This window comes from Bacillus sp. FDAARGOS_527, assembly GCF_003812125.1.
In the GTDB taxonomy this organism is placed as follows: Bacteria; Bacillota; Bacilli; order Bacillales; family Bacillaceae_G; genus Bacillus_A; species Bacillus_A paranthracis.
The window spans coordinates 4654010-4673150 of the sequence record NZ_CP033795.1 but is presented as its reverse complement, the minus strand read 5'-3'; the positions used below and the strand labels follow the sequence as shown (position 1 = coordinate 4673150).

General features: G+C 40.4%; 19 protein-coding genes and 1 other annotated feature. All 19 genes read right to left on the bottom strand.

Going from position 1 to position 19141, the window contains the following annotated elements; all coding sequences use genetic code 11:
- Positions 1-20: 20 nt before the first annotated feature.
- Positions 21-311 carry a 50S ribosomal protein L23 gene (gene rplW / locus EGX95_RS26990; RefSeq protein ID WP_001205558.1) on the bottom strand — a complete coding sequence of 97 codons (291 nt, stop codon included), beginning with the start codon at positions 309-311 and terminating at the stop codon, positions 21-23.
- Positions 311-934 (bottom strand): 50S ribosomal protein L4, encoded by a 624-nt coding sequence (gene rplD / locus EGX95_RS26985; protein WP_001127258.1) that lies wholly within the window; start codon positions 932-934, stop codon positions 311-313. Before rplD ends, rplW begins: the two co-directional genes overlap by 1 nt.
- A 25-nt stretch (positions 935-959) precedes the next feature.
- On the bottom strand, positions 960-1592 hold the full coding sequence (rplC, locus tag EGX95_RS26980; protein WP_000160207.1) for a 50S ribosomal protein L3: 633 nt from the start codon (positions 1590-1592) through the stop codon (positions 960-962).
- Positions 1593-1626: 34 nt separating this feature from the next.
- On the bottom strand, positions 1627-1935 hold the full coding sequence (rpsJ, locus tag EGX95_RS26975; RefSeq protein ID WP_001040596.1) for a 30S ribosomal protein S10: 309 nt from the start codon (positions 1933-1935) through the stop codon (positions 1627-1629).
- Positions 1936-2335: 400 nt separating this feature from the next.
- The gene (tuf, locus tag EGX95_RS26965) at positions 2336-3523 is read right to left on the bottom strand and encodes an elongation factor Tu (RefSeq protein ID WP_001029615.1); all 1188 of its coding nucleotides are present in this window, start codon (positions 3521-3523) and stop codon (positions 2336-2338) included.
- A gap of 117 nt (positions 3524-3640) precedes the next feature.
- A complete protein-coding gene (fusA, locus tag EGX95_RS26960) occupies positions 3641-5719 on the bottom strand; it encodes an elongation factor G (protein ID WP_000090373.1) in 2079 nt (692 codons plus the stop codon).
- Positions 5720-5927: 208 nt separating this feature from the next.
- Complete coding sequence (gene rpsG, locus EGX95_RS26955; RefSeq protein ID WP_001137493.1) at positions 5928-6398, bottom strand: 30S ribosomal protein S7; 471 nt, start codon at positions 6396-6398, stop codon at positions 5928-5930.
- Positions 6399-6427: 29 nt separating this feature from the next.
- The gene (rpsL, locus tag EGX95_RS26950; RefSeq protein ID WP_001142340.1) at positions 6428-6850 is read right to left on the bottom strand and encodes a 30S ribosomal protein S12; all 423 of its coding nucleotides are present in this window, start codon (positions 6848-6850) and stop codon (positions 6428-6430) included.
- Positions 6851-6964: 114 nt separating this feature from the next.
- Positions 6965-7213, bottom strand: coding sequence for a 50S ribosomal protein L7ae-like protein (locus EGX95_RS26945; RefSeq protein ID WP_000121830.1), 249 nt, complete (start codon positions 7211-7213; stop codon positions 6965-6967).
- Positions 7214-7326: 113 nt separating this feature from the next.
- Complete coding sequence (gene rpoC, locus EGX95_RS26940; RefSeq protein ID WP_000567937.1) at positions 7327-10938, bottom strand: DNA-directed RNA polymerase subunit beta'; 3612 nt, start codon at positions 10936-10938, stop codon at positions 7327-7329.
- 37 nt (positions 10939-10975) lie between these two features.
- Positions 10976-14509 carry a DNA-directed RNA polymerase subunit beta gene (gene rpoB, locus EGX95_RS26935; protein ID WP_000147554.1) on the bottom strand — a complete coding sequence of 1178 codons (3534 nt, stop codon included), beginning with the start codon at positions 14507-14509 and terminating at the stop codon, positions 10976-10978.
- Positions 14510-14801: 292 nt separating this feature from the next.
- Positions 14802-15401, bottom strand: a complete 600-nt coding sequence (locus EGX95_RS26930; RefSeq protein WP_000763281.1) for a class I SAM-dependent methyltransferase — start codon at positions 15399-15401, stop codon at positions 14802-14804.
- A gap of 76 nt (positions 15402-15477) precedes the next feature.
- Entirely contained in the window at positions 15478-15837 is a 360-nt protein-coding gene (gene rplL, locus EGX95_RS26925; RefSeq protein ID WP_000159736.1) for a 50S ribosomal protein L7/L12, read from the bottom strand.
- A gap of 67 nt (positions 15838-15904) precedes the next feature.
- Entirely contained in the window at positions 15905-16405 is a 501-nt protein-coding gene (gene rplJ / locus EGX95_RS26920; protein ID WP_000048716.1) for a 50S ribosomal protein L10, read from the bottom strand.
- A 39-nt stretch (positions 16406-16444) separates the two neighbouring features.
- Positions 16445-16588 (bottom strand) — a sequence feature (ribosomal protein L10 leader region).
- A 49-nt stretch (positions 16589-16637) separates the two neighbouring features.
- A complete protein-coding gene (gene rplA / locus EGX95_RS26915) occupies positions 16638-17330 on the bottom strand; it encodes a 50S ribosomal protein L1 (protein ID WP_002020168.1) in 693 nt (230 codons plus the stop codon).
- 177 nt (positions 17331-17507) lie between these two features.
- Positions 17508-17933 (bottom strand): 50S ribosomal protein L11, encoded by a 426-nt coding sequence (rplK, locus tag EGX95_RS26910; RefSeq protein WP_001085872.1) that lies wholly within the window; start codon positions 17931-17933, stop codon positions 17508-17510.
- 167 nt (positions 17934-18100) lie between these two features.
- Entirely contained in the window at positions 18101-18634 is a 534-nt protein-coding gene (gene nusG / locus EGX95_RS26905; protein WP_000415794.1) for a transcription termination/antitermination protein NusG, read from the bottom strand.
- A 131-nt stretch (positions 18635-18765) separates the two neighbouring features.
- Positions 18766-18945 carry a preprotein translocase subunit SecE gene (gene secE, locus EGX95_RS26900; RefSeq protein WP_001241321.1) on the bottom strand — a complete coding sequence of 60 codons (180 nt, stop codon included), beginning with the start codon at positions 18943-18945 and terminating at the stop codon, positions 18766-18768.
- 32 nt (positions 18946-18977) lie between these two features.
- Positions 18978-19124 (bottom strand): 50S ribosomal protein L33, encoded by a 147-nt coding sequence (gene rpmG, locus EGX95_RS26895; RefSeq protein ID WP_002070160.1) that lies wholly within the window; start codon positions 19122-19124, stop codon positions 18978-18980.
- Positions 19125-19141: the final 17 nt, after the last annotated feature.

Genomic DNA, 19141 nt, shown 5'->3' with positions numbered 1-19141 from the left:
CCCTCCTTCTTTAGTAAGAATTAAACGCCTTGGAAGATTTCGATTTCTTTGCTGTCAGCAGTTAGCTTAACGATTGCTTTACGACGACGGCTAGTAAAACCAGCGTGACGACCAACGCGTTTTGCTTTCGGCTTGTAGTTCATGATGTTCACTTTTTCTACTTTAACACCAAAGATCGCTTCTAGAGCATCTTTAACTTCTGTTTTATTAGATTTAACGTCCACATCGAACGTGTATTTTTTTTCAGCCATCATTTCCATAGAACGTTCAGTGATAACTGGGCGCTTAATGATATCACGAGGATCTCTCATTATGCAAGCACCTCCTCTACTTTTTCCACTGCCGCTTTTGTCATGATTAGCTTATCATGATGAAGCACGTCTAAAACGTTTACGCCATCAGCAGTGATTACTGTTACTCCAGGGATATTGCGAGCAGATAACTCTACAGATTCGTTTGCATCAGCAGTTACGATAAGAGCTTTCTTCTCAACAGTTAATCCTTTAAGTACTGCTAGCATATCTTTTGTTTTTGGTGCATTTAACACTAGGTCTTCAAGAACTACAATGTTGTTCTCAACTACTTTAGTAGCTAATGCAGATTTGATTGCTAAACGACGAACTTTCTTAGGAAGTTTGTACGCATAGCTTCTTGGTGTAGGTCCGAATACCGTACCACCACCACGCCATTGAGGAGAGCGGATAGACCCTTGACGAGCACGTCCAGTTCCTTTTTGACGCCATGGTTTACGACCACCACCGCGAACTTCAGAGCGAGTTTTTACTTTGTGTGTACCTTGACGTAAAGATGCACGTTGCATCATTACAGCTTCGAAAAGTACAGCTTCATTTGGTTCGATACCGAAAATAGCTTCAGCTAATTCGATTTCACCAACCTGTGAACCAGTTTGGTTATATACAGTAACTTTTGGCATTGGAATTCCTCCTTCCTATTGTGAATTATTTGCTAACCTTCACAGCGCCTTGAACAACTACAAGAGATTTCTTAGCACCTGGAACGTTACCTTTTACTAGTAATAAGTTGCGCTCAGTGTCAACTTGAACGATTTCTAAGTTTTGGATAGTAACTTGGTCTCCACCCATACGTCCAGCAAGTTTTTTGCCTTTGAATACACGGTTCGGAGCAACTGGGCCCATTGAACCTGGACGACGGTGATAGCGAGAACCATGAGACATAGGTCCGCGAGATTGTCCGTGGCGTTTGATAACACCTTGGAAACCTTTACCTTTAGAAATTCCTGTTACATCAACGATTTCACCTGTAGCGAATACGTCAACTTTTACCTCTTGACCAACCTCTAATCCGTCCACGTCTGCATCGCGGATTTCGCGAATGAAGCGCTTAGGAGTTGTAGATGCTTTAGCAGTGTGGCCTTGTTCAGGTTTGTTAGTTAACTTTTCACGCTTATCTTCAAATCCTAACTGAATTGCGTTGTAGCCATCAGTTTCAGTTGTTTTCTTTTGAAGAACAACGTTTGGATTAGCAGCGATAACTGTTACTGGGATTAACTCACCGTTCTCAGCAAATACTTGAGTCATACCGATCTTTCTTCCTAAGATTCCTTTGGTCATGAGTTACACCTCCTACATTTTTAAGTTATATAAATTATAGTTTGATTTCGATATCTACACCAGATGGTAAGTCTAAACGCATTAATGAATCTACTGTTTGTGGAGTAGGACTCACGATGTCGATTAGACGTTTGTGCGTGCGCATTTCGAATTGCTCACGAGAATCTTTGTACTTATGAACAGCACGAAGAATTGTGTAAACAGTTTTTTCAGTTGGTAATGGGATCGGACCAGAAACTGTTGCCCCAGAACGCTTAGCTGTTTCTACAATTTTCTCAGCTGACTGATCAAGAATACGGTGATCGTAAGCTTTTAAACGGATACGAATTTTTTCTTTTGCCATTATTTTCCCTCCTTCGTTCGCCTATTTCTAAAATAGACCTTCTCCATGGAAATTTCCTCACACCATGCCATGGCAAAGCGGCCGGGTGTGTCAGCAACCTTCCACTTCATCGCAGTCAAAGACCAACATTGTCTATTATACAATGTTATTCGTCTAGATGCAAGCATCTTTTTGTTTGCATCTGCTTTTCTCTACTTTTGCTATTATACATGGCACTTTAAAGAATTTCAAGTTTTCATCTAGCAGAATTCATTTTACAGTTTCTGGATTTCAGTTTTAATGATTTCACATTATTATAGAAGAAACTCGTCAAAACATGAAACAATCATTTTGTTCATTATATAAATGCAAACAAAAACCCCAAGGGAAAATCCCTCGGGGTTTTTTATATCAGTTAAGATTACTCAACGATAGTAGCAACTACGCCGTAACCTACTGTACGTCCACCTTCACGAATAGAGAATTTAGTTCCCTCTTCGATAGCGATTGGAGCGATAAGTTCGATAGTCATTTCTACGTTGTCACCAGGCATTACCATTTCAGTACCTTCTGGTAATTGGATGATACCAGTTACGTCAGTTGTACGGAAGTAGAACTGTGGACGGTAGTTAGCGAAGAATGGAGTGTGACGTCCACCTTCTTCTTTAGATAATACGAAAACTTCAGCTTTGAATTTAGCGTGAGCTTTTACAGAACCGCTTTTTGCAAGTACTTGTCCACGTTGGATGTCTTCACGAGCAACCCCACGAAGTAAAGCACCGATGTTGTCACCAGCTTGAGCTTGGTCAAGAAGTTTACGGAACATTTCTACACCAGTTACAGTTGTAGAAGCATTTTCTTCAGCAAGACCGATGATTTCTACAACGTCACCAACTTTAACGATACCGCGCTCAACACGACCAGTAGCAACTGTACCACGACCTGTGATAGAGAATACATCCTCTACAGGCATTAAGAATGGTTTGTCAGTTTCACGTTCTGGAGTTGGGATGTAAGCATCAACTTCAGCCATTAATTCAATGATTTTTGCTTCCCAATCAGCTTCTCCTTGAAGAGCTTTAAGAGCAGAACCTTTGATTACAGGAATGTCATCGCCTGGGAATCCGTATTCAGATAATAGGTCGCGAACTTCCATTTCTACTAATTCTAATAATTCTTCGTCGTCTACCATGTCGCATTTGTTTAAGAATACAACGATGTAAGGTACACCTACTTGACGAGAAAGAAGGATGTGCTCACGAGTTTGAGGCATTGGGCCATCAGCAGCAGATACTACTAAGATACCGCCGTCCATTTGAGCAGCACCAGTGATCATGTTTTTAACATAGTCAGCGTGACCTGGGCAGTCAACGTGTGCATAGTGACGAGTTTCAGTTTCGTACTCAACGTGTGCAGTTGAGATTGTGATACCGCGCTCTCTTTCTTCTGGAGCAGCATCGATTTGATCGTATCCGCGTGCTTCAGCACCACCAGCTTTTGCAAGTACTGTAGTGATTGCAGCAGTTAATGTAGTTTTACCATGGTCAACGTGGCCGATTGTACCGATGTTAACATGGGGTTTAGAACGTTCGAATTTAGCTTTAGCCATTCTAAATTCCTCCTTAGTTTATATAGGTTATTTTATATTTAGGCTAGAAAGCGAAACTTGCGTCCCACTTTCTAAGCTTACATAAGTAGTTATACGTGAAGAATCGATAAAAATCAATTATTCACCTTTATTTTTTTTGATAATTTCTTCAGAAACAGACTTTGGTACTTCTTCATAGTGATCAAACACCATAGAGAATGTTCCGCGTCCTTGAGTGTTAGAACGTAATGACGTTGCATAACCGAACATTTCAGAAAGTGGAACCATAGCGCGAACAACTTGAGCGTTACCGCGAGCTTCCATACCTTCTACACGTCCACGACGAGATGTTACGTCACCCATAATGTCACCCATGTACTCTTCAGGAATTACAACTTCAACTTTCATCATTGGCTCAAGAATTACTGGGTTACATTTAGAAACCGCAGCTTTAAGTGCCATAGATGCAGCGATTTTGAACGCCATCTCAGATGAATCGACATCATGGTAAGATCCGTCAACTAATGCAGCTTTAATGTCTACTACTGGATATCCAGCAAGTACACCATTTTTAAGTGCATCTTCAAGACCTGCGCCTACAGCTGGGATGTATTCACGTGGAACAACACCACCGACGATCTTGTTTTCGAATTCGAATCCTTTACCTTCTTCATTAGGTTCAAACTCAATCCAAACGTGACCGAATTGTCCACGTCCACCAGATTGACGAGCGAACTTACCTTCAACTTTCGCAGCAGAGCGGAAAGTCTCACGGTATGCTACCTGAGGAGCACCAACGTTTGCTTCAACTTTGAACTCACGGCGCATACGGTCAACGATGATATCAAGGTGAAGTTCACCCATACCAGCGATGATTGTTTGGCCAGTTTCTTGGTCAGTGTGAGCACGGAATGTTGGATCTTCTTCAGAAAGCTTAGATAATGCTGTACCCATTTTATCTTGGTCAGCTTTTGATTTTGGTTCGATAGCTACAGAAATAACTGGCTCTGGGAATTCCATAGACTCAAGGATAACAAGGCTCTTCTCGTCACAAAGAGTATCACCAGTAGTAGTATCTTTTAAACCTACAGCAGCAGCGATATCACCAGCGTAAACTGTTGAGATCTCTTCACGGCTGTTAGCGTGCATTTGTAGGATACGACCTACACGCTCACGCTTACCTTTAGTTGAGTTTTTCACGTATGATCCAGAGTTTAACACACCAGAGTACACACGGAAGAACGTTAACTTACCAACATAAGGGTCAGTCATGATTTTGAATGCTAGAGCTGAGAAAGGCTCTTCATCGCTAGACTTACGTTCTACTTCTTCATCTGTATCCGGAAGAGTACCTTTGATTGCAGGTACATCTAATGGAGATGGTAGGTAGTCGATAACTGCGTCTAACAGAATTTGAACACCTTTGTTTTTGAATGCAGAACCACAGATTACTGGGAAGAATTCTACAGAAGTTGTAGCCTTACGGATACCAGCTTTAAGCTCTTCTACAGTGATTTCTTCACCTTCTAGGTACTTCATCATCATTTCTTCATCAAGCTCAGCTACCGCTTCAATAAGTTTTCCACGGTATTCTTCAGCTAGTTCTTTATGCTCTTCAGGAATTTCAACACGTTGAATGTCTGTTCCTAAATCGTTACCGTACATGTAAGCACATTCTTCAACAAGGTCAATGATACCATTGAACTCATCTTCAGCACCGATTGGTAACTGAATTGGGTGTGCGTTTGCTTGTAAACGATCGTGGATTGTTCCTACAGAGTATAAGAAATCTGCACCGATTTTATCCATTTTGTTAACGAATACGATACGAGGTACGCCGTAAGTAGTAGCCTGACGCCAAACAGTTTCTGTTTGTGGTTCTACACCAGATTGTGCATCAAGTACTGCTACTGCGCCATCAAGTACGCGTAAAGAACGTTCTACTTCTACTGTGAAATCTACGTGACCTGGAGTGTCAATGATGTTTACACGGTGACCTTTCCATTGTGCTGTAGTTGCAGCAGAAGTAATTGTGATACCACGCTCTTGCTCTTGCTCCATCCAGTCCATCTGAGATGCACCTTCGTGAGTTTCACCGATTTTGTGAATACGTCCTGTGTAGTACAGAATACGCTCAGTAGCTGTTGTTTTACCAGCATCGATGTGAGCCATGATACCAATATTACGAGTGTTTTCTAAAGAGAACTCTCTTGCCATTTGGTGTCTTGCTCCTTCCATATATGGATTGGATTTTTTTATTTTAAGTAGCAAAAAAGCCACTTTATATTGTTACACATGTCAGTATGTCCAGTACCCTCATTATGTAAAACGAGCGCCCAACGAAAGGGAGAGGCATTCTCCCTCTCCACACTTCCATAAGCGACAAATAAAGCGGTTTATGCTTACATTTATTTTACGTTGAATCCTACCAACGGTAATGAGCAAATGCTTTGTTAGCTTCTGCCATTTTATGAGTGTCTTCACGTTTCTTAACAGATGCACCAGCGTTGTTAGCTGCATCTAAGATTTCGTTAGCAAGACGCTCTTCCATAGTTTTTTCACCACGAAGACGAGCGTAGTTTACTAACCAACGAAGACCTAAAGTTGTACGGCGTTCTGGACGAACCTCAACTGGAACTTGGTAGTTAGCACCACCAACACGACGAGCGCGTACTTCAAGAACAGGCATAATGTTCTTAAGAGCTTGCTCGAATACTTCCATTGGCTCTTTACCAGTACGTTCGCTTACGATATCGAACGCATTATAAAGAATTGTTTGAGATTTACCTTTTTTACCGTCAACCATCATTTTGTTGATAAGGCGTGTTACTAGCTTCGAATTGTACATTGGATCTGGTAACACGTCACGTTTTGCAACAGGTCCTTTACGAGGCATATTGAGTTCCTCCTTTCATTAAAAAGTTATTATTTCTTAGCCGCTTTAGGCTTTTTAGTACCGTATTTAGAACGGCCTTGCATACGCTTGTCAACACCAGCTGTATCAAGCGCACCACGAACGATGTGGTAACGTACCCCTGGTAAGTCTTTTACACGACCACCGCGAATTAATACTACGCTGTGCTCTTGTAAGTTGTGACCGATACCTGGGATGTATGCTGTTACCTCAATACCATTTGTTAAACGAACACGAGCATATTTACGTAACGCTGAGTTAGGTTTCTTTGGAGTCATTGTACCAACACGAGTACATACACCACGTTTTTGAGGTGCAGAGATATCAGTTGATTTTTTCTTTAAAGAGTTAAAACCTTTGTTTAACGCAGGTGATTTAGATTTCCATACTTTATCAGTACGACCATTTCTCACTAATTGGTTAATAGTAGGCATTTGATTATCCTCCCTTCGCATGTTTGTATGACCACATATCCAGGTGGTTCATTATTAGTTGAAAACAAAGTTTTTGCAAGGGAGAGCAAATGCTCTCTCCTCACAAAAACAGTTTTAACTTATTATTCCTATTGCTGAAGCTCCCACTTGAATCCCCGCAACTTTTCCAAGTTTACGAACTGATTCAACTTTGGTTATGGGTATGTTATGTTGCAATGCAGTGCGAATGATAACATGGGTTAACCGCATATCAGCATCTTCTGCAATGACAACTTCTTTAACTATACCATTTTTGATTGCTTCCAATGTACGTTTATGACCAACGACTACATTTTCAGCATTTGACACTTTTTGATAAGACATATAAATATCCTCCAAAGCATCGTTCAGGAGCAACCTTGCTTATAGTAACATTTTGACTCATACAATGTCAACTAGGATTAACTGTTTTTATACAAAATTTACGACGGAAAATTTTACTGTTCCACATAAACTTCATCGTTTTCTACATTCATGTCATCTTGTGTTGTTTTAACAAGATCCACTTTGCGATAACGATTCATACCTGTTCCAGCAGGAACAAGTTTACCGATAATAACATTTTCTTTCAATCCTAGAAGCTCATCGCGTTTACCCTTAATCGCTGCATCAGTTAAGACACGAGTTGTTTCTTGGAACGATGCTGCAGATAAGAATGAATCTGTTTCAAGTGAAGCTTTTGTAATACCAAGCAGAACTGGTCTAGCTGTTGCTGGTTGTTTACCTTGCAGTAACACCTTCGCATTCGCATCAGTAAACTGATGGATATCTAGTAATGTTCCTGGTAATACATCTGTTTCACCTGCATCACTCACACGTACTTTACGTAACATTTGGCGTACCATTACTTCTACGTGTTTGTCACCAATTTCTACCCCTTGCATACGGTATACTTTTTGAACTTCACGTAATAAGTATTCTTGAACTGCCGTAATGTCCGTTACTTTTAGTAATTCTTTCGGATCGATAGAACCTTCTGTTAACTCTTTACCGTGGCTAATTTTCTGTCCTGGAATTACTTTCAGACGAGCACCGTAAGGAATAGCATACGTACGAGCTTCAACTTCACCCTGTACAACTACTTCTTGGCGATCTTTAACATCGTTGATCGCTGCGATAACACCGTCGATTTCACTGATAACAGCCTGACCTTTCGGATTACGAGCTTCGAAGATCTCTTGGATACGAGGTAAACCTTGAGTGATATCATCTCCGGCAACCCCACCTGTATGGAACGTACGCATCGTTAACTGTGTACCTGGCTCACCGATAGATTGAGCTGCGATAATACCTACCGCTTCCCCTACTTCTACGTCTGTTCCAGTTGCTAAGTTACGACCGTAACACTTCTTACATACACCGTGGCGAGTGTTACACGTAAACGCTGAACGAATGTTTACAGTTTCAACACCCGAATTTTCAACGATATGAGCGATATCTTCAGTAATTAATTGATTTTCAGCAACTAATACTTCACCTGTTTCAGGATGTTTTACAGTTTTTCTTGCAAAACGTCCAACAAGACGATCATATAATGACTCAATAACTTCATTACCCTCTTTAATCGCACCAATTAATAAACCGCGATCTGTTCCACAATCATCTTCACGAACGATTACATCTTGTGCAACGTCAACAAGACGACGTGTTAAGTAACCAGAATCGGCAGTTTTCAGTGCTGTATCGGCAAGACCTTTACGCGCACCATGCGTAGAGATGAAGTACTCAAGTACTGTTAAACCTTCACGGAAACTTGATTTGATTGGAAGTTCGATGATACGACCAGATGGATTGGCCATCAGACCACGCATACCAGCAAGCTGAGTAAAGTTCGATGCGTTACCACGGGCACCGGAATCACTCATCATGAAGATTGGGTTGCGTTTATTCAAGGACTTCATCAGTTTTCCTTGGATAACATCTTTTGCATTACTCCAAATAGAGATAACGCGATCGTAACGTTCTTCTTCCGTGATTAAACCGCGACGGAATTGTTTAATTACATTATCTACTTTTGCTTGTGCTTCGTGGAGAATTTCATCTTTTTCACCTAATACAAGAATGTCAGATACCCCAACTGTAATACCAGCTTTTGTAGAGTACTTGAATCCTAAGTTTTTCATACGGTCAAGCATGCGAGACGTTTCTGTAATTTTGAAACGTTTAAACACTTCCGCAATGATGTTACCAAGGATTTTCTTGCTGAATGGCGCCACTTCTTCGCGACTAGCAATAATCTCTTTAATATTCGCACCTTTTTCAACGAAATATTTCGCTGGTGTTTCTTTTTCAAGGTTTGAATTTGTTGGTTCATTAATATAAGGGAACGACTCTGGTAAGATTTCGTTAAATATTAATTTACCAACTGTTGTTAATAGAAGCATACTCTTTTGCTCTTCAGTAAATGTTGCGTTGTTTACTGCACTTGCAGCTACTGCAACACGCGTATGAAGATGTACATATCCATTTTGATATGCAAGTAATGCTTCGTTCGCATCTTTGAAGACCATACCTTCACCGATTGCACCTTCACGCTCAAGTGTTAAGTAGTAGTTACCTAATACCATATCCTGAGATGGAGTAACAACTGGTTTACCGTCTTTCGGGTTCAAGATGTTTTGTGCCGCTAACATAAGAAGACGAGCTTCTGCTTGTGCTTCTGATGATAAAGGTACGTGAACGGCCATTTGGTCACCGTCAAAGTCCGCGTTGTATGCAGTACATACAAGTGGGTGAAGACGGATTGCGCGACCTTCTACTAATGTAGGTTCAAACGCCTGAATACCAAGACGGTGAAGTGTTGGTGCGCGGTTTAGAAGTACTGGATGTTCTTTAATCACAGATTCTAAAACGTCCCAAACTTCAGGTTGTACACGCTCGATTTTACGTTTCGCACTCTTAATGTTGTGTGCTAATCCTTTTTCAACTAACTCTTTCATTACGAAAGGTTTGAACAGTTCAAGCGCCATCTCTTTCGGTAATCCACATTGATACATCTTTAAGTTCGGTCCTACAACGATTACAGAACGACCAGAGTAGTCAACACGTTTACCTAATAAGTTTTGACGGAAACGTCCTTGTTTACCTTTAAGCATGTGAGATAGAGATTTTAATGGACGGTTACCTGGTCCAGTAACTGGACGGCCACGACGACCATTATCGATTAATGCGTCTACAGCTTCTTGTAACATACGTTTTTCGTTTTGAACGATAATGCTTGGTGCACCTAAGTCCAATAGACGTTTTAAACGGTTGTTACGGTTAATTACACGACGGTATAAGTCGTTTAAGTCAGAAGTAGCAAAACGTCCACCATCTAACTGTACCATTGGTCGTAGTTCTGGTGGGATTACTGGTAGAACATCTAAGATCATCCAAGATGGCTCATTTCCAGAGTTACGGAATGCTTCTAATACTTCTAGACGTTTAATAGCACGAGTACGGCGTTGTCCTTGTGCTGTTTTTAATTCTTCTTTTAAGAAGTCTACTTCTTTATCTAAATCGATGTCTTGTAATAGCTTTTTAATCGCTTCTGCACCCATAGCAGCTTGGAATGTGCTACCATATCGATCACGATATGCACGGTATTCTTTTTCAGAAAGTAATTGCTTCTTATCAAGTGGTGTATCTCCACTTTCTGTTACAACATAAGAAGCGAAATAAATTACTTCTTCAAGCGCGCGAGGGGACATGTCTAAGACAAGTCCCATGCGGCTCGGGATACCTTTGAAATACCAAATATGAGATACAGGAGCAGCTAATTCGATATGACCCATACGTTCACGACGCACTTTCGCACGCGTTACTTCAACGCCACATCGATCACAAACTACACCTTTATAACGTACACGTTTGTATTTTCCGCAATGACATTCCCAGTCCTTTTGTGGTCCGAAAATACGCTCACAGAACAAGCCATCTTTTTCAGGCTTTAACGTACGATAGTTAATTGTTTCTGGTTTCTTAACTTCACCGTATGACCAAGAACGAATCTTGTCAGGTGAAGCAAGTCCAATCTTCATATATTCAAAGTTATTTACATCTATCAAGGGGCCTACCTCCCTTTTAGTCTACAGGTTATCCCAATTATTCCTTAGTTGTCTCAACTTCGACATTCAATTTGTCTGCTGATTGATGATCATCGTCATCTTCCGTATCACGCATTTCAATTTCTGTATCGTCGCTAGACATCATTTTAACGTCCATACCTAAACTTTGCAGCTCTTTAATCAATACTTTGAATGATTCAGGAACGCCTGGTTCTGGAACATTTTCGCCTTTAACAATTGCTTCATACGTCTTAACACGTCCAACAACATCATCAGACTTCACTGTTAAGATTTCTTGAAGAGTATAAGCAGCACCGTAAGCTTCAAGTGCCCAAACCTCCATCTCACCGAAACGCTGTCCACCGAACTGAGCTTTACCTCCAAGAGGCTGCTGCGTTACAAGTGAGTATGGTCCAGTAGAACGAGCATGAAGTTTATCGTCAACCATGTGCGCAAGTTTGATCATATACATGACACCAACAGATACACGGTTATCGAATGGTTCACCAGTACGTCCGTCATACAGGATTGTTTTCGCGTCATTTGCCATACCAGCTTCTTCAATTGTGCCCCAAACATCTTCCTCACGAGCACCATCGAATACTGGTGTTGCAATGTGAATGCCAAGGTATCTTGCTGCCATACCAAGATGAAGCTCTAATACCTGACCGATATTCATACGAGATGGTACCCCTAATGGGTTTAACATGATATCGATTGGCGTACCGTCTGGTAAGTAAGGCATATCTTCTTCTGGTAAAATACGAGAGATAACACCTTTGTTACCGTGACGTCCGGCCATCTTGTCACCTTCAGAGATTTTACGTTTTTGAACGATATATGCACGCACAAGTTGATTCACGCCTGGTGGCAATTCGTCGCCATCTTCACGGTTGAATACTTTTACGTCTAAGATAATACCGCCACCACCGTGTGGTACACGTAGTGATGTATCACGTACTTCACGCGCTTTTTCTCCAAAGATAGCATGTAATAGACGTTCTTCAGCTGTTAATTCTGTTACACCTTTAGGTGTTACTTTACCAACAAGTAAATCTCCATCTTTTACTTCCGCACCAACGCGAATGATACCGCGCTCGTCAAGGTTACGTAATGCATCTTCCCCAACGTTTGGAATATCACGTGTGATTTCTTCTGGTCCAAGCTTCGTATCACGAGCTTCTGACTCATATTCTTCAATATGAATAGAAGTATACACATCATCTTTTACAAGGCGCTCACTCATAATGATCGCATCCTCGTAGTTATAACCGTCCCAAGTCATGAAGCCAACAAGCACGTTACGTCCAAGTGCTAGTTCACCTAATTCCATAGAAGGACCATCCGCAAGGATTTCACCTTTTACAACTTCATTTCCAACACTTACGATTGGACGTTGGTTGTAGCAAGTTCCTTGGTTAGAACGAATGAATTTTTGCATTTTGTAGCGATCTAAGTCGCCTTTTACTGTTTGACCGTCAACTTCTACATAGCGACGTACCCAAACTTCACGTGCTTCTACGCGCTCAACAATACCAGGGTGTTTACAGATTACTGCAGCACCTGAGTCTTTTGCTGATACGTACTCCATACCTGTACCTACAATCGGTGATTCCGGATTCATTAACGGAACCGCCTGACGTTGCATGTTCGCTCCCATAAGTGCGCGGTTAGAGTCATCGTTTTCTAAGAACGGAATACAAGCTGTCGCTGCCGACACTACTTGTTTTGGTGATACATCCATGTAGTCGATGCGTTCTTTATTTGTGACAATGTTTTCACCACGGAAACGAGCTACGATATCTTCATCAAGGAATTCTCCTTCTTCAGATAATTTCATATTCGCTTGGGCTACAACATAATTATCTTCTTCATCTGCTGTTAAATAATCGACATGCCCTGTTACAAGACCAGTTTCTGGGTCAACACGACGGTATGGTGTTTCAATGAAACCAAACTCATTTACTTTCGCGAATGAAGATAATGAGTTAATCAAACCGATGTTTGGTCCCTCTGGTGTTTCAATCGGACACATACGACCATAGTGAGAGTAGTGAACGTCACGTACTTCAAAGCCTGCGCGCTCACGCGTTAAACCACCAGGTCCTAATGCAGATAGTCTTCGTTTGTGAGTTAACTCTGCTAATGGGTTTGTTTGGTCCATGAACTGAGATAACTGAGAACTTCCGAAGAACTCTTTAATAGATGCAATAACAGGACGAATATTAATTAATGCCTGTGGTGTAATTGCATTTGTATCTTGGATCGACATTCTCTCACGAACAACACGTTCCATACGAGAAAGACCGATACGGAATTGATTTTGTAATAGTTCTCCAACAGAACGCAGACGACGGTTTCCTAAGTGGTCGATATCATCTGTATCCCCTACTTTGTATAGTAGGTTGAAGAAGTAACTGATAGAAGCAAGGATATCACCTGGTGTGATGTGTTTTACATCACGAGTAATATTTGCATTACCAATTACGTTAATTACGCGCTCGCCTTCTGACTCAGGAGCATAAATCTTAATAGATTGCAGCTCAACATCGCCTTCTACCACTCCACCCATTGGTTTCGCTGTTTTGAATCCAATGTTTTTCTCTAAGTAAGGTAAAATGCGATCAAGTGTACGACGATCTAAGATTGTTCCTTCTGCCGCTAAAATTTCACCAGTTTCTGGATCCACTAATGTTTCAGCTAAACGTTGATTAAACAATCTGTTTTTAATGTGTAACTTTTTGTTGATCTTGTAGCGACCTACATTTGCTAAATCGTAGCGCTTTGGATCAAAGAAACGAGACACAAGTAAGCTCTTAGCATTTTCTACTGTTGGTGGCTCACCAGGACGTAGACGCTCATAAATTTCAAGCAATGCTTTTTCTGTGCTATCTGTGTTGTCTTTTTCTAATGTGTTGCTTAAGTATTCGTTATCACCTAAAAGCTCGGTGATTTCTTGATCAGAGCCAAACCCTAATGCGCGTAACAAAACAGTTACAGGAAGTTTACGCGTACGGTCAATACGCACATATACAACATCCTTAGCATCTGTCTCATACTCTAACCAAGCTCCGCGGTTTGGAATTACAGTAGCAGTAAAACCACGTTTTCCGTTTTTATCCACTTTGCCACTATAGTATACGCTTGGAGAGCGAACTAACTGGGAAACGATAACACGTTCTGCACCGTTAATTACGAATGTTCCAGTCTCTGTCATGAGTGGGAAATCTCCCATGAACACATCTTGTTCTTTTACTTCACCAGTTTCCTTGTTGATTAGACGCACTTTTACACGAAGTGGTGCTGCATACGTCACATCACGCTCTTTGCATTCGTCTACAGAGTATTTAGGTTCACCTAAGCTGTAGTCGATAAATTCAAGCGATAGATTTCCCGTAAAGTCTTCAATCGGAGAAATGTCTTGGAACATTTCTCGCAAACCCTCATCAAGAAACCACTGATAAGAAGAGGTTTGAATTTCGATAAGATTTGGTAACTCTAATACTTCACTAATACGGGCATAACTTCTTCGTTGGCGGTGGCGTCCGTATTGAACTAGTTGACCTGTCAACTGCTTCACCCCTCAAATCATGAGTATTATAAATGCACAAAAAAATTTGTGCAAAATCACAAATAAATACAACTACTGCTATTTAGCGTAGTCTTTTTCTCTTAAAGATAAATACGTTGAGTCTTTCTACCTGTTCAAAAAAGAAAAATGGCTTCTATAAGAAAACCATCATTCTGTTTCATAATCTGCTGATTTTACTATCTTTTCCAAGAGAAACAAAAATATACATCTTTCTCAACGCAGAAAATCATATATTGGCATTGTATAATGTTAACATAGCCAAAAATAACCGTCAACGTTTTTTTGATTTTATGATATAATATCCTTTTTTCTTTTCTACAACTTCGACTTCAGAAAATACTTCTTCTAGTTTCTTCAGCGCAGATGGTGCACCTTGTTTCTTTTGAATAACAATCCACAACTCCCCACCTGGAACTAAATGTTCTATAGCTTTTTCTAAAATCTCATGCACGATATCTTTACCTGCACGAATTGGAGGATTAGATAGAATAGCAGCATACATACCATCTACATTTTCATAGACGCTACTTTGAAAAATGTGCACATTTCCAATTCTATTGTTAGCGGCATTTTCTTTCGCAAGCTCAAGTGCCCTTTCATTCACATCCACCATGTGAACTTTACGGTCTTGAAACTCTTTCGCCAACGATAAACCAATTGGTCCATATCCACAACCTACGTCTAATATGTCACCTTTAATATCTGGCACTTGAAACGCTTCAATTAAAAGACGAGAACCAAAGTCCACTTCGTTTTTCGAGAACACCCCACGGTCAGATAAGAAAGTAAATTGAGATCCACGAAGCGTAAATTCCCATCGCTTACGATCACTTTTACTAGAAGGGTCGTTAGAAAAATAATGGTCTGCCATATGGCCACCTCTTTTCTTTACAGTTAAAAAAAAAGCTCGCATGAGAGCGAGCTTTTTTTAAAGCATCAAAAGTTAATTACTTAACTTCTACAGCAGCGCCAACTTCTTCAAGTTTAGCTTTGATTTCTTCAGCTTCTTCTTTAGCAGCAGCTTCTTTGATTACTTTTGGAGTGTTGTCAACTAATTCTTTAGCTTCTTTTAAGCCAAGACCAGTGATTTCACGAACAACTTTGATAACTTTGATTTTTTGTGCACCAGCGCTAGTTAGTTCCACATCAAATTCAGTTTTCTCAGCAGCAGCTTCTCCAGCGCCACCAGCAACAGCTACAGGAGCAGCAGCAGTTACGCCGAATTCTTCCTCGATAGCTTTTACTAAGTCGTTAAGTTCTAATACAGTCATAGATTTAACTGCTTCAATGATTTGTTCTTTAGTCATTGTAAATATCCTCCCTTAAATAGGTTTGTATTGTTTTATCGATAATACGTAATTATCTTTTAAAAAATTAAGCGCCTTGCTCTTCCTTTTGGTCTGCAACTGCTTTAGTAGCAAGTGCAAGGTTACGGATTGGAGCTTGAAGAACGCTAAGAAGCATAGAAAGTAAGCCTTCACGTGATGGAAGAGTAGCGATAGCTTTAACCTCATCAAGTGTTACAAGTTTACCTTCGATTACGCCTGCTTTAATTTCTAAAGCTTCATGATCTTTAGCGAAGTCGTTTAATACTTTCGCAGGAGCAACTACATCCTCGTTACTGAACGCGATTGCGTTTGGTCCTGTTAAGAATTCATTTAACTCAGCCATTTCAGCAGATTCTGCAGCACGACGAGTTAGAGAGTTTTTGTAAACTTTGAACTCAACGCCAGCTTCACGTAATTGCTTACGTAATTCTGTTGCTTCAGAAACTGTTAAACCACGGTAGTCAACAACGATTGTAGATTTACTAGCGCGAAGTTTGTCCGCGATTTCAGTTACAACTTGTTGTTTAGTTTCGATTACTTTGCTCATGTTATTACACCTCCTGTAGATTATATAGAAGATGTACCGAAAGTGCACTAAAAACCTCCATGCCCAACTTGTAGACATGGAGGCATATAGTCACAGAAAAAAATTCCGCTTCGTATATTAACACCTAGGTAGGAAATTAAGTCTATTGACACCTACTGTCTACGGTACACTAATTAAATTCACAACATAAATGATTATATTAAAACTTCTTTATGAAGTCAACTTCCAAAATTTACGCTAATGTAGAAACGTCTACACGTACGCCAGGTCCCATTGTAGAAGCAACTGTTACGTTCTTCATGTAAGTACCTTTTGCAGCAGCTGGCTTAACTTTTTGTAAAGTGTCAGCGATTGTTCTGAAGTTTTCTACTAATTTAGCATCTTCGAAAGATACTTTACCGATTGGAACGTGGATGTTACCAGCTTTATCAACGCGGTATTCAACTTTACCAGCTTTGATTTCGTTAACAGCTTTAGTTACATCGAAAGTAACTGTTCCAGTTTTAGGGTTTGGCATTAAACCTTTAGGTCCTAATACGCGACCAAGTTTACCAACTTCACCCATCATGTCAGGAGTTGCTACTACTACATCGAAATCGAACCAACCTTGTTGGATTTTACCGATGTAATCAGCATCGCCTACGAAGTCAGCTCCAGCAGCTTCAGCTTCTTTAGCTTTTTCACCTTTAGCGAACACTAATACACGTTGTACTTTACCAGTACCGTGTGGAAGAACAACTGCACCACGGATTTGTTGGTCAGCTTTCTTAGGGTCAACACCTAAACGGAATGCAGCTTCTACAGTTGCATCAAATTTAGCTGTGTTTGTTTTCTTTACTAATTCTACTGCTTCTGTTGCAGAGTAAGCAGCTGCACGATCAACAAGCTTTGCAGCTTCTACGTACTTTTTACCTCTTTTAGCCATTTTTATTTCCTCCTCGAATGTGGTTTTAGCGGAATAACCTCCCACGTTTACGCTTATTTTCAGGTATAACCTGAGGATGCGCGCCACCCATTTATTTAAAAACGATAATCATTTACGATAATAAAGGTTGCGAATTGGAATTCCAGACCCGCAACCTTTTTTAAAAAACAAATCGAATTAGTCTTCGATAACGATGCCCATACTGCGTGCAGTACCTTCAACCATACGCATTGCAGCTTCTACGCTAGCAGCGTTTAGGTCAGGCATTTTAGTTTCAGCGATTTCGCGTACTTTATCACGCTTAACAGTTGCCACTTTATTACGGTTTGGTTCACCAGAACCAGACTCAATACCAGCTACTTTCTTAAGAAGAACAGCAGCAGGAGGAGTTTTAGTAATGAAAGTGAATGAACGGTCCTCAAATACCGTAATTTCAACAGGGATGATAAGACCAGCTTGATCTGCTGTACGAGCGTTAAACTCTTTACAGAAGCCCATGATGTTAACACCTGCTTGTCCTAATGCTGGACCAACTGGTGGAGCTGGGTTAGCTTTACCTGCAGGAATTTGAAGCTTTACCATTTTAATTACCTTTTTAGCCACGAGACACACCTCCTTAAGTCCGTGATGTGGTCAATTGGACAGTGATTTGCCCTCCCACGTCATATTTTATCTCTAAGGATAAAATCTTTCAAAAAACGTCTCCGATAACGAAGACGTACTGACTTAAAAGATATTATCACTTTTTACAATTCATTTCAAGTTTCATTTTATAATTTTTCAATTTGATGGAAGTCAAGTTCAACTGGAGTCTCGCGACCAAACATGTCCACAAGCACGCTAACCTTCTTCTTCTCCACATCAATTTCTTCGATAGCACCTGTATAATCTGCGAATGGTCCCTCATTTACACGTACTGTCTCATGAAGTTCAAAGTCGAAATCAACCACTTCGTTGTCCATTCCCATATGTTTCATAATGGTAACAACTTCCTCTTCTAATAGAGGTGATGGTTTAGATCCAGAACCAGAAGAACCAACGAACCCAGTTACACCTGGCGTGTTACGTACAACATACCAAGAGTCATCAGTCATGATTAATTCTACTAATACATAACCTGGGAACACTTTTCTTTTCATTAATTTTTCTTTACCATTTTTCATTTCTACTTCTACTTCTTCCGGGACAACAACACGGAAAATTTTATCTTGCATACCCATTGATTCTACACGTTTCTCTAGGTTTGCTTTTACTTTATTTTCATATCCAGAATAAGTATGGACAACATACCAACTTTTTTCCATTCATTTAGGACGAGCGTCCTTCCCTCCCTGACGTACATTTTTTTGCGCAAATGAAAAAACCCGTTCACCGGGCTTTTACACAGTTCTTATAAATAACATTATATCATGGATAAGTGCTTCTTATTCAAGAATTAACCAAGAATTAACCGAATTAAAGAAGAAATGCCCATATCAACTACTGCGAAGAAAATCGCAAAGAAGACAACTGTAGCGATAACAGTCGCTGTTGAACGGAGTAATTCATCTTTTTTAGGCCAACTTACTTTTTTCATTTCGCGACCTACATCGCCGAAAAAGTTCGTTAAACGCATCTACGGGACCTCCAGTGTATTATTTCAATTATTTATTTTGTTTCCTTGTGAACTGTATGCTGATTGCATGTTTTACAAAATTTCTTTATTTCAAGTCGCTCTACTGAGCTCGTATCTTTCATCGTAGAGTAGTTTCGATTTTTACACTCTTCACATGAGAGTACAACTTTTTTCCTCATTAGTTACACCAACCTTG

What these genes read in the sequence shown, in the direction of transcription:
- EGX95_RS26945 (WP_000121830.1), bottom strand. Translation starts at nt 7,213, where the DNA reads ATGTCTTATCAAAAAGTGTCAAATGCTGAAAATGTAGTCGTTGGTCAT.
- nusG (WP_000415794.1), bottom strand. Translation starts at nt 18,634, where the DNA reads ATGGAAAAAAGTTGGTATGTTGTCCATACTTATTCTGGATATGAAAAT.
- EGX95_RS26930 (WP_000763281.1), bottom strand. Translation starts at nt 15,401, where the DNA reads ATGGCAGACCATTATTTTTCTAACGACCCTTCTAGTAAAAGTGATCGT.
- rpmG (WP_002070160.1), bottom strand. Translation starts at nt 19,124, where the DNA reads ATGAGGAAAAAAGTTGTACTCTCATGTGAAGAGTGTAAAAATCGAAAC.
- rpsG (WP_001137493.1), bottom strand. Translation starts at nt 6,398, where the DNA reads ATGCCTCGTAAAGGACCTGTTGCAAAACGTGACGTGTTACCAGATCCA.
- rplW (WP_001205558.1), bottom strand. Translation starts at nt 311, where the DNA reads ATGAGAGATCCTCGTGATATCATTAAGCGCCCAGTTATCACTGAACGT.
- rplA (WP_002020168.1), bottom strand. Translation starts at nt 17,330, where the DNA reads ATGGCTAAAAGAGGTAAAAAGTACGTAGAAGCTGCAAAGCTTGTTGAT.
- rplD (WP_001127258.1), bottom strand. Translation starts at nt 934, where the DNA reads ATGCCAAAAGTTACTGTATATAACCAAACTGGTTCACAGGTTGGTGAA.
- rplL (WP_000159736.1), bottom strand. Translation starts at nt 15,837, where the DNA reads ATGACTAAAGAACAAATCATTGAAGCAGTTAAATCTATGACTGTATTA.
- secE (WP_001241321.1), bottom strand. Translation starts at nt 18,945, where the DNA reads ATGCGTTTAACGAACTTTTTCGGCGATGTAGGTCGCGAAATGAAAAAA.
- rpsL (WP_001142340.1), bottom strand. Translation starts at nt 6,850, where the DNA reads ATGCCTACTATTAACCAATTAGTGAGAAATGGTCGTACTGATAAAGTA.
- rplJ (WP_000048716.1), bottom strand. Translation starts at nt 16,405, where the DNA reads ATGAGCAAAGTAATCGAAACTAAACAACAAGTTGTAACTGAAATCGCG.
- rpsJ (WP_001040596.1), bottom strand. Translation starts at nt 1,935, where the DNA reads ATGGCAAAAGAAAAAATTCGTATCCGTTTAAAAGCTTACGATCACCGT.
- tuf (WP_001029615.1), bottom strand. Translation starts at nt 3,523, where the DNA reads ATGGCTAAAGCTAAATTCGAACGTTCTAAACCCCATGTTAACATCGGT.
- fusA (WP_000090373.1), bottom strand. Translation starts at nt 5,719, where the DNA reads ATGGCAAGAGAGTTCTCTTTAGAAAACACTCGTAATATTGGTATCATG.
- rplC (WP_000160207.1), bottom strand. Translation starts at nt 1,592, where the DNA reads ATGACCAAAGGAATCTTAGGAAGAAAGATCGGTATGACTCAAGTATTT.